We start from the raw sequence: 13442 nt of genomic DNA on the forward strand, positions 1-13442 counted from the left end.
TGAAGAGCCAGGTTGCGGGAATCCGAACTTCTTCGACACCTATTTGCGAATGCAGGCCAGCGCTGTGGTCGCTGCTTCGCGTGTCTCCAGGTCCGTCGCCGAGGCAGCGACTTCGAGGGCCGACGTGGCCGCTTGGGCTTCCGGCCCGAAGCCGCCGAGGGCGAGGGCCGCCGAGCAGCGGACGCTGGCGTCCGCGTCGTACAGGGCGGCGATCAGGCTCGAGACGGCCGATTGACGCTCGGCCCCCTTCGCCGAGCCCAGCGCCACGGCAGCCAGGCAACGTTCGTCCGGCCGGTGCGAGGCCAGCGAGGCCTTGAGCACCTGCACGGCGAGAGTTGCGTCGCCGCTGACCTTCAGCATGGCTTCCGACGCGTGGACGCGGATTGCGGTCGAGTCGTCGTCCTGCAGTCGGGCGAGCGTCGGAGCCGCCGCCTGGGCCTGTGGTCCCATCGAGCCGAGAACGTAGCAGGCGAACACCACCGCTTCTTCCTGGCTGCATTCGAGCACGGCCGTCAGGCAGCGGATCGATTCGCTTGACTGACCCGTGATCGTCCACATCGCCCAGGCTGCATGAGCCTGCACCAGCGGATCGGCGTCGTTCAGACAGGCGCGGATCGCCGGCAGGCAGGGGATCGCGGCGCGGCCATGACTGGCGATCTCTTCAATCGCCGCCTTGCGTGCTTCCGGATCGGCCGCGTTCAGCGTCGCGAGATGTGACTGGAACTGTTCAGGTGCGTTGGGGCAAAGCCGCGTGAGCGATGACTTGACCCACGTCGTCGCCGGGGCCGATTCGACGACGATCGTCGCTGGAGCAGCGGCTTCGACGACGGTCAGGATCGGCGCCGCTTCCACCGTGAGCACCGCAGGTTCCTGCGGGGTCTGCACGGCGATCAGGGCAGGCTCCGAGGCGACCATCACCGGCTCGGAAATGGTGAGCGGAATTGCCGTCGTGGTGTTGACCGGCAGCGGTTCGACGGCAGGAAGCTCGATCGGCGCCGGAGCTTCGACGACCGTGATCGGCTGCTCGATCACCATCACCGTCGTCGCTGGCGGCATCTCATCAAGCTGCTCGGCGGTGGTCACGGCGCCGGTCTTGGTTTCCTGGTGCGTGACGGTCGCCACGTCAGGTTTCCGGGCGGGCGCGGCCTTGGCGTAGGCACGCGGCTTCGGAATCCGGGCTGCGACTTCTTCATCGCTCAGGATCTTGCGACCCTGCTTTCCCACCAGCGCCGGGTCGGTTGGTGCCTGGGGAATCGAAGAAACGTTCACGCCGGTCGGCGTCGACTCGGCACTTACGGCCAGCTCCGGCTGTGCCGACGGATCCTTGGCCGACTGCACGTTGCTGATGGCGGCCATCAGGTCGGTCGCGTGCTCGCGGGCGACCGCATGGTTCGGATTCTCCTGCAGCACCTGGCAGTACAGCTTGTGGGCCTGCTGCAGCTGCCCTTTCTGCTCGTACACCTGCGCCATGCTCAGCAGGCGATCGGTGTTGCTGATGGCCGGGCCGGCATGGGCCACCGGCCGGCTGGTGACGGCGGAGCAGCCCAGGCCCCAGATCGAGAGTGGTCCACAGACCAGAAGCGCATACCGAGACGGGAATTGCATCCTTGATCCCCCTGAGAGCCGGGCGATGCCCGCCACCCTCGAATTTCCCTGATTTCAGCGTGCAGAATCCTCCTGCACGCCGTCCCCCCCGGGATGATGAATTCACCGCCTGCACGAAGCCCCCCGGCCCAGTTGCAGGCGACTCAAACGCCCTCGTCTTCCCGGGTGCAGCGCGTGCACCGCGCGCCGCGGCGTGGTCGTTCATCCAGACCAGACCGAAGACAACGGCAGTGACTCATTTATCGGATGAGTCGCTCCGCCCGGTTCAATCGTTTCTGACAGTTCGCCCTGATCGCCCGGTTGTTCCGGATTCTCCTGAGTTACGGCTCCGGAATCGTGTCCGGGGGAATCAGCGCCCACAGAACCAGGTACAGCACAATCCCCACGCCGGCGCTGATCGCGAGCATCACGAACAGGGTCCGCCACAGCCAGGCGGGAAGCGAGGTCGACTCCGCAAGGCCCGCACAGACCCCACCAAGAACCGGGTCGCGCGTCGAGCGACGAAGGTACTGCAGCGACCTTTGGATCTTCACCGTTGGCGATGCGGCCGTGCGGTTCAGCACTGCCTGCTTCGCCTGCTGGAACTCGTCGGCCGTCAACAGGCCACGCGCGTGGAGATCGGCGAGCCGTTCGAGTTCCTCGGCGAGTGTCACAGCGGCTACTCCGCGGTCAGAGCTTCTTCGATGGCCTTCAGAACGCGCGCCTGGGCCGTCGCGAACGGTCCCGGAAGCATGGCCCCCGAGGCCTGGCGATGTCCGCCGCCGCCGAAGGTCTCGGCCACGCGGGCGACGTCCAGCCCGGTCCGGCTGCGGAAGCTGCACTTCACCTGCCCCGACTTCTGCTCGACGAGAATGATCGCGCACTGCGCGCCGTTGATCGTCAGGCAGTCGTTGACGAGATCCTCGGTGTCCGAAGGATGTGCGTTCAACTCCTCGAAGTCCTTCTGGAGGACAAAGGTGTGGGCCAGCTTCCCCTCGAAGTCGACCGCCACGCGGCTGAGCACGCGGCCATGCAGCTTCAGCCGGGACAGCGTGGAGCGCTCGTACAGCTCGCGATAGACGACGGCGGGCTGCACTCCGAAGCCGACGAGTCGCTTCACGCAATCCATCGTTCGGACATCGACGCTGGGAAACCGGAACCAGCCGGTATCGGTCGCGATCGCCGTGAAGATCTGCGTCGCCTGGTCGATGTTTGGAACGAGACCCAGGGCTTCGATGAATTCGAGTACGAGCACGCCCGCGGCCGCGGCCGACGTGTCTTTGAATTCGACCGCTCCCAGATTGTCCGAACTGATGTGATGGTCGATGACGACCTTCGTTGCAGCCGTTTTTTCGATCACCTTGCCGACAGTGTCGATCTGCTGCCACGCGCTGGTGTCGACGATGATGTGCACATCGGTCTGGCACGCTTCCTCGACAGTGATGCCTTCCCCGAGCTTGAAGATCGAGGCATGCGGGTCGAGGAAGGAGAGGTGGTTCGGAGTGGCGGAGGGATTAATGATCCGCACGTCCTTCCCGAGCGCCCGCAGGGCGCCGGCGAGGCCCATCTCCGAGCCGATGGCGTCGGCGTCAGGGCGGACGTGGCTGGTGATCACGAAACGGTGGGCGTCGTGCACAATGGCAATCAGGGGGCGCCAGTCGATCATGGTCACGAGGTCAGGCCCTTTTTCTCAGTATCGTCGCGGTGAAAGGCGGCGGCGCAAAGCCCGGGAGCCGGCCAAATGCTGGAACGGTCGACGTCGCCGTGGTGAGACGCGGTATAACCGCGCCGGTGGGGAATGTCATGAGGCGTTAACCCGCGATTTCGCGGACGCGTGCGATGTCCAGTTCCATCTGCCGCCTGAGCGCGTCGACCCCGTCAAACTTCTGCGTTCCACGGACCCGCTCGAGGAAGGTGACCTCCAGAACCTTCCCGTACAGGTCGCCCGCGAAATCGAGCAGGTGGACTTCGACCTTCTTGGCCAGTTCGCCGAACGTGACGTTCGGTCCGATGTGCGTGGCCGCGAGTCGCGGTCCATCCGCCAGTTCGACGCGACCGGCGTAAACGCCGTCCGGCGGGAGCATGACGGTGATGTTCTCAAGATTCGCCGTGGGGAATCCGAGGTGTCGGCCGCGCTGCGCACCGCTGCCGACAACTCCCGAGACGGAATAAGGCCGGCCCAGCAGGTCGGCCGCGTCCGGCAGTCGGCCTTCGGCAATCGCCTTCCGGATGTCGGTGGAGGAAACCATCCAACCCGTGTCGTCCGCGACCGGGTCGAGAATCTGCAGCCGCATGTTGTGTTGCGAGCAGAGCGTGCGGAGCGTGTCGATGGTGCCTGCGCGGCGGTGTCCGAAATGGAAGTTCGGCCCTTCGATGAGCGCCCGTGCCTCGAGTTCGTCGCGGATGATGAGCTGGAAGAACTCTTCCGGCTCGAGCTGGAGCAGGTTGCGATCGGTCGGGTAGGCGATGACGCAGTCGATGCCGCAGCGATCCAGCAGTTCGGCCCGTTTGTGGATCGTGGTGAGTTGCGGGGGCGTGCGGTCGGGAGCCAGCAGGACGGTCGGATGCGGATCGAACGTCATGATGACGCTCGGAACACCCAGTTCCCGTGCGCGCAGGGCGACTGTGCGGGCCATCACCTGGTGACCCCGGTGAACGCCGTCGAAGTTGCCGATCGAGACGACCCCGCCGCGGTACGCGTCGGGCCGTTCAAATCCAGACTGCAGATCCATGACGACGAACGTAGGGTTCGGCCGGGCAGGGGACAACCGTGGCCCGAGCCGAGTCAATCCATGGGGCGTCCGGGGGCCGTTGTCGACCGTGGCCTCGTTTGGGCGTGAATGTTTGATCGACTGCGTGGTAGCATGACGTTCCCACCTGAGACATCACTCCTCCCCTGTTCACTCCCATGTCGAAACCGACTTCCGCGTCCCCGGCCGCTGGGGCGCCCGCTGCACAGCGTCGCCGTTTTCTCGCAGGCCTTGCCGCCGGTGTGATCGGAACGATTGTCGCCGTTGTGCCGACGATTCCCGGGATCGCGTTCCTGTTGCACCCGCTGCTGAAAAAGAAGAAAGCGGGGGCCGCGGAAGGGGACGGCTACGTGAAGATCACCACGGTCGAGGCCATCCCGAAAGACGGTTCGCCCCGCGCGTTTCCCGTGCAGATGGATATCCAGGACGCCTGGAACAAGTATCCCGATCGCCAGGTCGGCTCGGTCTTCCTCAGCCGGAATGAGGACGGGCAGCTGAAGTGCTTCAGTTGCGTCTGTCCGCATCTCGGATGCACGATCAACTACGAAGAAAAGGCCAAGCTCTACTTGTGCCCCTGCCACGCCAGCTCGTTCAAGCTGGATGGCGAACGGGAAAACCAGATTCCGCCGCGGTCCATGGACCCGCTGGAAGTCCGAGTTAATGAGAAGAACGAAGTGGAAGTGAAGTACCAGACCTTCCGCGCGGGAACGTCGGAACGCAAAGTCGTCAGCTGATCGCGTTTCCCCGCCTCCTCCTCAATTCCACTCGAGCCGCCAGCCGGCTGGTCTCTTCTCCAACGCACGAAGCGTCGTTCCATGAAGTTATTCCTCAATTGGCTCGATGACCGCACCGGCTACCGCGACCTGATGCACGAGGCGCTGCGGGAGCACATCCCCGGCGGAGCCCGCTGGCGCTACGTCTGGGGCAGCACCCTCACCTTCGTGTTCATGGTCCAGGTCGTCACCGGCTTCGCGCTCTGGGCCGGGTACAGTCCCAGCTCGGGAACGGCCTGGGAAAGTGTGTACTACATCCAGCATGAGATGACCCTCGGGTCCGTGCTCCGCGGCGTCCACCATTTCGCTGCGCAGGCGATGGTCGTCCTCATGGCCGTCCACCTGATGCAGGTAGTCATCGACGGCGCATACAAGGCGCCGCGCGAAATGAACTTCTGGCTCGGCCTCGTGCTGATGCAGATCGTGCTGGGCCTGGGGCTGACGGGCTACCTGCTTCCCTGGGACCAGAAGGGCTACTACGCGACCCGCGTGGCGACGGAGATCATGGGATCGACGCCCGGGATCGGGCCGCAGATCCAGCAGCTGGCTCAGGGAGGCCCCTCCTATGGCCACCACACCCTGACGCGATTCTTCGCCCTGCATGCCGGAATCCTGCCGGCATTGCTGGTCGCGTTCCTGGCCCTGCACATCTACGTCTTCCGTCGGCATGGAATCACCGCGAAGCAGCCCTATCGCAAACCGGATTCGGAGTTCTGGCCTGACCAGGTGCTGATGGATGCGGTGGCCTGTCTCGCGATCCTGGCGACGCTCTTGCTCCTCGCCGTCTGGAAAGGGGCCGAACTGAGCGCCCCGGCCAACCCCGCCTCCGGATTCTCAGCGGCCCGGCCCGAATGGTACTACCTGTTTCTGTTCCGCTTCCTGAAATTCGGATGGGTCTCCCACGCCGGCGAAGTGACAGGGCTCGGCGAGGCGTTCGGCGCCGTCGTTCTTCCTGGGATCCTGATGACGATCATCGCGCTGATGCCGTTCATTGCGCGGGTGAAGGGAGGGCACAAGTTCAACGTCGGCTTCCTGGTGCTGGTGGTGCTGGGGTCGGTCGGACTGACCGGCGTCGCCCTTTATGAAGACTGGATTGCCGACACGGCTGACGGGCGGAGCTTCCGCGCGGCCGTGGCCCAGGCGCACAAGGATGGCCAGCGGGCTGTCGCTCTATCGCAGGCGCCGGCTGGGATTCCCCCGGAGGGAGCGATCAGCCTGTTGCTCAACGACCCACTGACCCAGGGGCCGCGGCTCTTTCAGACCCGCTGCTCCGACTGCCATCGCTGGCAGGGGCAGGACGGGCTCGGCAACGACGTGGTGCAGATCGATGAGTCGGCGCTCGATGCACCGGCCAAGCCGGTCGCGGCAAAGGCGCCGGACCTGGCCACGTTCGGCAGCCGGGCGTGGATCAAGGGACTGCTGTCAAACTTTGCGGAGCACATGAAGTCGACCGAGAACGCGACCGTGATGGCCGAGAAGGCCCGGGAGCTTCCAGGGGGCACGATGGCCGAATGGTCCAAGGAGAACAGCGCGGCCCTGAACAGTGAGGCCAACAAGGCGAGCTTCGAAGCGATCGTGGAATTCCTCTACACGCAGAGCGGCCGAAGCGATGCGTTGCCGCAGAATGACCCGAAAGTGCTTGCCGGCCGCGAGATCTTCCAGTCGGGCAAGCTCGCGGACGGCGAGTTGACGACCGCCTGCGCCGACTGCCACACCATGATCCTGCCGGGCGAAACGGAGCCGCTGTCCGCCAGTGGCGAGCCGATTCTCACGGGATACGGCGGCAAGGACTGGCTGAAACAGATGCTGCTGAACCCGGACGCTCATTATGGTGAGTCGAATGCCATGCCGGCGTTCCACGGACAACTCAGCGATCATGAACTCGACATGATTACGCGATGGATTATCGGCGAGTACTACCTGCCGCCTGAGGAGCCGACGAAGGAGTCGCCGACCACGGAGTGATTTCCGACGCAGGGCCGGCTGTGCCGGCCGCACGCCGAAGGTGGGCTTGGTTTGTCGATGGTGCAGACCGGGCGCGGTCTCTGGAGATTTCATGGGGGGCGTCATGATTTCGCTGGCGCGAGTAGCCTGTGTGGTTGTCCCGTTGCTGGCCGCAGCGGATGAGAAGGTCCGTGAGATCCACGAGACCTTTGAACCGATCGACCTGAAGCAGTTCCTGCACCCGATTCCGAACAAGTACACGGAGGTGCGGAATGGAGTGCTCTGGACGCGCGGCACGACCGGCACTGCCTATCCGCCGATGGTGTTCATGCCGGTCGAAGGAAAGGACCTCGCGATCTCTTTCCGCTACCGGCATCTCGGAGAGGGAGGCTGGCTGTGGTTCTTCGTCGATGGCGACGACGGGTTTGGGAGTGTCGACCACCTGCTGAGGATCAAGCTGCTCCGCGACCGGATCCAGCTGGAGGTCGATGGGCATTCGCGCGATGCGGACCATCCAATGCGCCAGAAGCGGAGAGAGGCCGACCCGGTCAGCAAGGCCTACCGACTCAACGAGCTGCTGCCTCCGTCAAAGATCGATCTCTCGAAAAGCGAGTGGCACACCGTAACGGCCGAGTTTCATGGCGAAGAAGTGGTGATGACGCTGGACGGCATGAAGTGGACCGAGACGCTGAAGCGGCCCGATTTCAACGCGGTGAAACGGAAGCTGCTGTTCATGCAGAACGGCGGTGATGCGGGCATCGAGATCGACGACGTTCACGTCACTGCCGCAAAGGACCGGGCTGGGACGTAAGTGACCCAGTCGTTATGCCCGGGCGGCGTTGATCCAGGCCTGGACTGCCTTGAGTTCGGCAGTGAGACCTTCAACGAGCGGAGCCGCGCCGCGGGTGGGAAGCACGCCCCAGGTATACGTCTCGACCTCCAGGTGCGGCGCGTAGTCGAGTCCGGCGACGGTGGTGATCGCCTGCTTCAGCTCGGCCTGAGTCGTTTTCAAGCGGCCGATCTCCTCGCGGTGGACCGGCACGTGGAAATGGATGCGCCATTCGGGGGCGGTCAGGAACGACCCGGGTGGGGATTCACACAGGGCCGGTTCGAGATCGACGCGCCGCAGAATGACGCCCTGCGGCGTACGGGCGAGCGTCTGATGCAGATACCGTGGTTCGACGAAAGCCGCCAGCTCACGACGGGCCTCCGCATCGGCCGGCTCGGACAGCCTCAGGGCACAGGTGATATGCAGCTTGTTGATCCGGATGTCCTTCGCCTTCAGCGTGGCGATTGATGCGGCGACATCCTCGAACTCCAGCGCCTGGTGGCAGACGTCGAAACAGACACCCAGATGCCGCCGCGCGACGGCTTCCTGCCCCGCCGCTTCAGCGGCCCGCCACAGCCGCGGGAAGAAGTCGACCGTCTCGGCCGTTGTTTCGAGAACGCAGAACGGTTCGGGCTCGATGGCCAGCCGGATGCAGCGGCCGGTGTCGTCGTGCAGCTCATCCAACCGCTGTGCGACGGAGAGCAGGTGAGCGATGCAGCGGTCTTCGAAATCGGGCCCGTCGACATGCTTCTTGAATCCAAGAGGCACCGTCGACAGGCTGCCGTCGCAGCCTTCGGGCAGGATGGCCGCAAGAACGCGGGCGGAGGCGATCGTGTAATCGCGTCGCTCCGGTGTGGTCCAGTTGGGCAGATAAACCTGGTCCTTCACCCGCTCGCTGTGAAAGTTCCCGTAAGGGAACGTGTTCAGTGTGTAGCAGGCGAGGCCGAGATCGCTGAGGGCGGCTGCGAGGTCTTCAATCCGTTCGGTCAGCGCGGGCAGTGCGTTTTCCGTCGGCTTGACGAGTTCGGCGATGACGGGGCTCGCAAGCCAGAGCCCGGCGGCGATGGGGAAGCCGCAGGCCTGCCGCGTCGGGGCGGTGAATTCCGCCAGACCTTTGAGGACCTCCGCCAGCGACTGCGCAGGGTGGACGTTGCTGCAGTAACTGAGCGGCAACGTGCTGAGTGACATGGCGGCAGAAATCCCGCGCGGGAACGCGGGGCTTGGAAGACTTAAGAGGCGGCGAGTTCGCGTTTTTCGGCTTCGAAGACGATGCCGCCGAGCTTGAGGAAGCGGTGGACGGGGGTCATCCACTTCTGGTCGCGCCAGGGGAGCCCGGCCGCGACGAAAGCCTCATGCAGCTCTTTGCGATTGTGGGTGCGGCATTTCCACGTGCGGCTCGTCCAGACACCGGGGACGGTGTCTTCGGTGACGAGCATCAGCAGGCGGCCGCCCGGTTTGAGAACGCGGCGGAACTCCAGCAGCCCGGGCATCGGGTCCTGAAGATGTTCGAGGACGTATCCGCAGGTGATGACGTCGAAGGTTTCGTCGGGAAACGGCAGGTGCGTCATGTCGGCCGTGATGAGCACGGGCCGGTGGGACGGAATCTGCTTGCGGGCCCGCTTGAGCATCTGGTGAGAGATGTCGATGCCGACGATGTGGGCATTCTCCGGGGCGCAGCGGACGAGATGCTTGATGATCTGTCCGGCGCCGGAGCCGATGTCGAGGATCGCCTGGGCCGTGGTGACGTCGAAGTCCCTGCGTCGGAACATACGTCCAACGAGCGGGGAATGCATGGAGACGAGGCTTGCGATCGCCAGACCGGCCCCTTTCGGGCCATCGTAAAGCGATTTGACGCGGTCGCGATACATGCGAGGCGCGAGGGTTTTCATGGCCGGAAAGCCGGCGAACCGCCGCTTGGCCAGTCTCTTCGCCGGGTCTTTTTTCTTCTTTTCGACGGCCGTTGGTTGCGCCACGCGTTGAACTCCTGATTCAGCCCGATTGGAGAAGTATTCCATCAGGAGTGCGTCCCGGAATCAAATGCTCGGCTCTGGGGAGCGTCGAGCGTGATTGAAATCACGGACACACGATGGGACCGGGGGGGATTTCCGCCTCCCGGTCGGCCATTGGTCTCCCGCGTCCCGGGGGCGCCTACTTTCCCGTCGGCGGCGGGGTGTCAGGCGCCCGGTCGTAGAGGGTGGTCATGCGGGCGAGGCGGGAGAGGGGCTCGGATTTGAGCTGGCCCGGTCGGAGCCGCCACCGCCAGTTGCCGGAGGAGGTGCCTGGGGTGTTCATCCGGGCTTCCGAGCCGAGGCCGAGGATGTCCTGGACGGGGACAACGGCGAGGTCGGAAACGGAACTGTGGACTCCCCGGATCAGCCCCCAGTGGATCTCTTCGGCCGTGGTGTTGAGGTAGTCGAGCACCATCCGGCGCTCGGCCTGGACCGCTTTCAGCGACATGGTCGTCGTCTTGCCTGGCTCGGCGTTGAACCAGCCGACGGTCGTGTCATTGTCATGCGTGCCGGTGTAGGCGACGGAATTCTGGACGTAGAAGTGCGGTCGGTGGATGTCGTCGTCCCCGCCGAATCCAAACTGCAGCACGCGCATACCGGGGAAGCCGAAGTCGTCCCGCAGTTTGCGGACGGGCGCCGTGATGACTCCGAGGTCTTCCGCAATGATGGGGAGGCTGCCGAGGGCTTTCTGCATCGCGTGGAACAGCTTTTCACGCGGGCCGGGCATCCACTTTCCGGTTGCGGCGGTAGGGGCTGAGGCGGGGATCTCCCAATAAGCCTCGAAGCCGCGGAAATGGTCGAGCCGGATGAGGTCGACAAATTTGAGGCTGGCCTCCATCCGCCGGATCCACCATTGGAAACCGTCGGCTTCCATGCGGTCCCAGCGATACTGCGGGTTGCCCCAGTGCTGGCCCGTGCTGCTGAAATAGTCGGGCGGGACGCCCGCGACTTTCAGGGGACGACCATTGGCGCCGAGATCGAACTGGTCCTGATTGGCCCAGACGTCGGAGCTTTCATGCGACACGAAGATCGGGGCGTCGCCCATGATCTCGATGTCGCGGGCACGAGCGAAGGCGTGCAGATCGTTCCACTGCCGGGCGAACTGGAACTGGACGAACTGGTGGAACAGGATTCCGTCGGCGAATTCCTTACGAGCCTCCGTGAGGGCGCGCTTGTCGCGGGAGCGGAGCTTTTCGGGCCAGTCGACCCAGCTGCGATCGGGCCACTGATCCCGCAGGGCCATGAACAGGGCGAACTCATCGAGCCAGCGTTTCTCCGTCGCGCAGAACTCCTCGAAGGCGGCCGTCAGCTTCTTCTGCTTGCGGCCCTGGAACGCCGTGAAGGCCTCCTTGAGCCACTCCATCCGGATCGGCGTGAGCTTTTCGAAGTCGATCGTTCCCGCCGCGAACCTGCGAGACTCTTTCACGACCGCTTCGGAGAGCAGGCCGTCTTCGATCAGCATTTCCGGGCTGACGAACAACGGGTTCCCGGCGAAGGCCGAGTAACACTGATAGGGCGAGTCGCCGTAGCCGGTCGGGCCGAGCGGAAGGATCTGCCAGACCGATTGCTTCGCCTTCGCGAGCTGATCGATGAAGGCGTAGGCCTCAGGTCCCAGGTCGCCAATGCCGAGCTTCCCCGGAAGCGACGAAACGTGCAGCAGCACGCCGGCGCGACGTCTCCGTGTCATGATGTCCATCCGTGATTGATCGCAGTCGCTTCGCTGGTGGAGGCTCGGCTAGATGAAGAGGTCTTTCACGACCCGGCCTTCCACGTCGGTCAGACGGAAATCGCGGCCGGCGTGGCGGTAGGTGAGTTTTTCGTGGTCCAGGCCGAGTGCGTGCAGAATCGTGGCGTGGACGTCATGCATGTGCATCTTGTCGACGACGGCCTCGTGACCGAATTCGTCGGTGGCTCCATAGGAGAATCCCGGTTTCATCCCGCCGCCGGCAAAGAAGTGGGTGAAGCCCTTGGGATTGTGATCGCGGCCGTCGGCTCCCTGCGTGAACGGATTGCGGCCGAATTCACCGCCCCACCAGACGAGGGTGTCTTCCAGCAGCCCGCGGGCCTTGAGGTCGGCGAGAAGGCCTGCGACGGGGCGATCGGTGGCCTGGGCGTGGGTGGCATGCAGCTGGATCTTGCTGTGCTGATCCCAGCGGGGATTGGCCGTGTTGTCGGCATAGCTGACCTGGACAAACCGGCAGCCGGCCTCGGAGATCCGGCGGGCCAGAAGGCACTGCTGGCCGAATTCGTCGGTCTCCTTCACCCCGATGCCGTAGAGATCCTGGGTCGCTTTCGTCTCTTTCGAGATGTCGGTGATCTCCGGGGCATGCATCTGCATGCGGAAGGCCATCTCGTAAGAGTTCACGACGGCCGAGAGTTCGTCATCGTGGGAGCGGCGCGCGAGCTGGTCGGCGTTGATCGAACTGAGGAGTTCGAGCTGGCGTTTCTGCTCGGAGAGAGGGACGGAGTCGTTCGTGATGAACTGGATGCGGGCATCGCGGGCAGGCTGTCCGGCACGGCCGACGGTGGTTCCCTGGTAGTGGGCCGGAAGGAAGGCGTTGCCGTAGTTGCGCGGTCCGCCGTTTCCGAGCGAAGGGTTGATGGTCACGAAGCTCGGCAGGTTCTCGTTCTCATTGCCGAGGCCGTAGCTGATCCAGGCTCCCATCGACGGACGGACGAAGTTGGTCGTCCCCGTATGGAGAAAGATGGTGGACGGGCCATGGGCCACACCGTTGGTGTGCAGGCTGTGGACGAAGCAGAGATCGTCGACGTGCTGGGCGATGGAAGGGAACAGTTCCGAGGCCCACCGTCCGCATTCGCCGTACTGTTTGAATTTCCACGGCGACATCATCACCTGTTCGTTGCCGCTCATGCCCGTCTTGGCGAGCTTGCGGGCATCCTTGAAGGCAAGTTTCTTGCCGTGCTCTTCGGCGAGACGGGGCTTGTAGTCGAACGTATCGACGTGGCTCGGCCCCCCCTGCATGAAGATGAAGATCACCCGCTTGGCCCGGGCGGGGAAGAGTGTCGGCCGGGCCTGGTAGGGACTGGTCGCAGCGCTGGCGGACTTCCCCGCCAGTCCGGCGAGGGCGAGGCCACCAAAGCCACACGCAGCGGATTTCAGTAAAGCACGACGAGCCAGCACGTCTGAATGCATCACTACGACCCCTGACGACCGTGAGGATTCACCGACTTCACACTGTATCGGCAGGATCAGCGGTTGACGAGACCCTGCGCGGCCCGCCAGGGCTGGTCACGTTCTTAAGATGGGCCAATTCGTCGTCGCCTTGCACCGTTGCCGCAAAATGACTTGCGGTAACGACAGTCGACCGACCGTGAAAAAGTGACTCGCCCTGCCCCAATCCCCACTCGCCAAAGCACTTCCGAGTACCGAGGACCAAGCTCTCCCGCGCAACCGCCCCCGTCATGGTGGAGGATCCCATGAACACAACCACCGTCAACCCGTCGTCACACAACCCGGCCCGGCCGGCTCCCTGTCCGCGCCACCCACGCTCTCCCGATCCTTCCACTGAACGTCCGCAGGAAAAGAGGGCGA

At 64.3% G+C, this 13442-nt stretch carries 11 protein-coding genes; 3 read left to right on the forward strand and 8 right to left on the reverse strand.

Annotated features, from left to right (window positions below):
• Positions 1-39: 39 nt before the first annotated feature.
• The 4 genes from Pan44_RS04795 to Pan44_RS04810 form a co-directional block, all read right to left on the reverse strand.
• Positions 40-1605 carry a HEAT repeat domain-containing protein gene (locus tag Pan44_RS04795; RefSeq protein ID WP_145027787.1) on the reverse strand — a complete coding sequence of 522 codons (1566 nt, stop codon included), beginning with the start codon at positions 1603-1605 and terminating at the stop codon, positions 40-42.
• Between the two features lie 320 nt (positions 1606-1925).
• Positions 1926-2258 carry a PspC domain-containing protein gene (locus Pan44_RS04800; protein WP_145027789.1) on the reverse strand — a complete coding sequence of 111 codons (333 nt, stop codon included), beginning with the start codon at positions 2256-2258 and terminating at the stop codon, positions 1926-1928.
• Between the two features lie 5 nt (positions 2259-2263).
• Positions 2264-3250 (reverse strand): DHH family phosphoesterase, encoded by a 987-nt coding sequence (locus Pan44_RS04805; RefSeq protein ID WP_145027791.1) that lies wholly within the window; start codon positions 3248-3250, stop codon positions 2264-2266.
• 145 nt (positions 3251-3395) lie between these two features.
• A complete protein-coding gene (locus Pan44_RS04810; protein ID WP_145027793.1) occupies positions 3396-4316 on the reverse strand; it encodes a bifunctional riboflavin kinase/FAD synthetase in 921 nt (306 codons plus the stop codon).
• Positions 4317-4492: 176 nt separating this feature from the next.
• Between Pan44_RS04810 and Pan44_RS04815 the strand changes: the two genes are divergently transcribed.
• The 3 genes from Pan44_RS04815 to Pan44_RS04825 all read left to right on the forward strand — a co-directional run bounded on the left by Pan44_RS04815 (position 4493) and on the right by Pan44_RS04825 (position 7862).
• A complete protein-coding gene (locus Pan44_RS04815; RefSeq protein ID WP_145027795.1) occupies positions 4493-5068 on the forward strand; it encodes a QcrA and Rieske domain-containing protein in 576 nt (191 codons plus the stop codon).
• Between the two features lie 81 nt (positions 5069-5149).
• Entirely contained in the window at positions 5150-7072 is a 1923-nt protein-coding gene (locus Pan44_RS04820) for a cytochrome b N-terminal domain-containing protein (RefSeq protein ID WP_145027797.1), read from the forward strand.
• A gap of 130 nt (positions 7073-7202) precedes the next feature.
• On the forward strand, positions 7203-7862 hold the full coding sequence (locus Pan44_RS04825) for a hypothetical protein (RefSeq protein ID WP_145027799.1): 660 nt from the start codon (positions 7203-7205) through the stop codon (positions 7860-7862).
• Between the two features lie 12 nt (positions 7863-7874).
• Here Pan44_RS04825 and eboE read toward each other — a convergent pair whose 3' ends face one another.
• The 4 genes from eboE to Pan44_RS04845 all read right to left on the reverse strand — a co-directional run bounded on the left by eboE (position 7875) and on the right by Pan44_RS04845 (position 13043).
• Complete coding sequence (eboE, locus tag Pan44_RS04830; RefSeq protein WP_145027802.1) at positions 7875-9068, reverse strand: metabolite traffic protein EboE; 1194 nt, start codon at positions 9066-9068, stop codon at positions 7875-7877.
• Positions 9069-9109: 41 nt separating this feature from the next.
• A complete protein-coding gene (locus Pan44_RS04835; protein WP_197453854.1) occupies positions 9110-9853 on the reverse strand; it encodes a class I SAM-dependent methyltransferase in 744 nt (247 codons plus the stop codon).
• Positions 9854-10028: 175 nt separating this feature from the next.
• Positions 10029-11576, reverse strand: coding sequence for a 4-alpha-glucanotransferase (malQ, locus tag Pan44_RS04840; RefSeq protein ID WP_145027807.1), 1548 nt, complete (start codon positions 11574-11576; stop codon positions 10029-10031).
• 48 nt (positions 11577-11624) lie between these two features.
• Positions 11625-13043: a DUF1501 domain-containing protein gene (locus tag Pan44_RS04845; protein WP_145027809.1), complete on the reverse strand. Its 1419-nt coding sequence runs from the start codon at positions 13041-13043 to the stop codon at positions 11625-11627.
• Positions 13044-13442: the final 399 nt, after the last annotated feature.

Source organism: Caulifigura coniformis (genome assembly GCF_007745175.1).
Classification (GTDB): Bacteria; Planctomycetota; Planctomycetia; order Planctomycetales; family Planctomycetaceae; genus Caulifigura; species Caulifigura coniformis.

Coding starts and splice junctions, on each gene's coding strand:
- Pan44_RS04815 (WP_145027795.1), top strand. CDS start 4,493: ATGTCGAAACCGACTTCCGCGTCCCCGGCCGCTGGGGCGCCCGCTGCA.
- Pan44_RS04810 (WP_145027793.1), bottom strand. CDS start 4,316: ATGGATCTGCAGTCTGGATTTGAACGGCCCGACGCGTACCGCGGCGGG.
- Pan44_RS04805 (WP_145027791.1), bottom strand. CDS start 3,250: ATGATCGACTGGCGCCCCCTGATTGCCATTGTGCACGACGCCCACCGT.
- malQ (WP_145027807.1), bottom strand. CDS start 11,576: ATGACACGGAGACGTCGCGCCGGCGTGCTGCTGCACGTTTCGTCGCTT.
- Pan44_RS04820 (WP_145027797.1), top strand. CDS start 5,150: ATGAAGTTATTCCTCAATTGGCTCGATGACCGCACCGGCTACCGCGAC.
- eboE (WP_145027802.1), bottom strand. CDS start 9,068: ATGTCACTCAGCACGTTGCCGCTCAGTTACTGCAGCAACGTCCACCCT.
- Pan44_RS04795 (WP_145027787.1), bottom strand. CDS start 1,605: ATGCAATTCCCGTCTCGGTATGCGCTTCTGGTCTGTGGACCACTCTCG.
- Pan44_RS04845 (WP_145027809.1), bottom strand. CDS start 13,043: ATGCATTCAGACGTGCTGGCTCGTCGTGCTTTACTGAAATCCGCTGCG.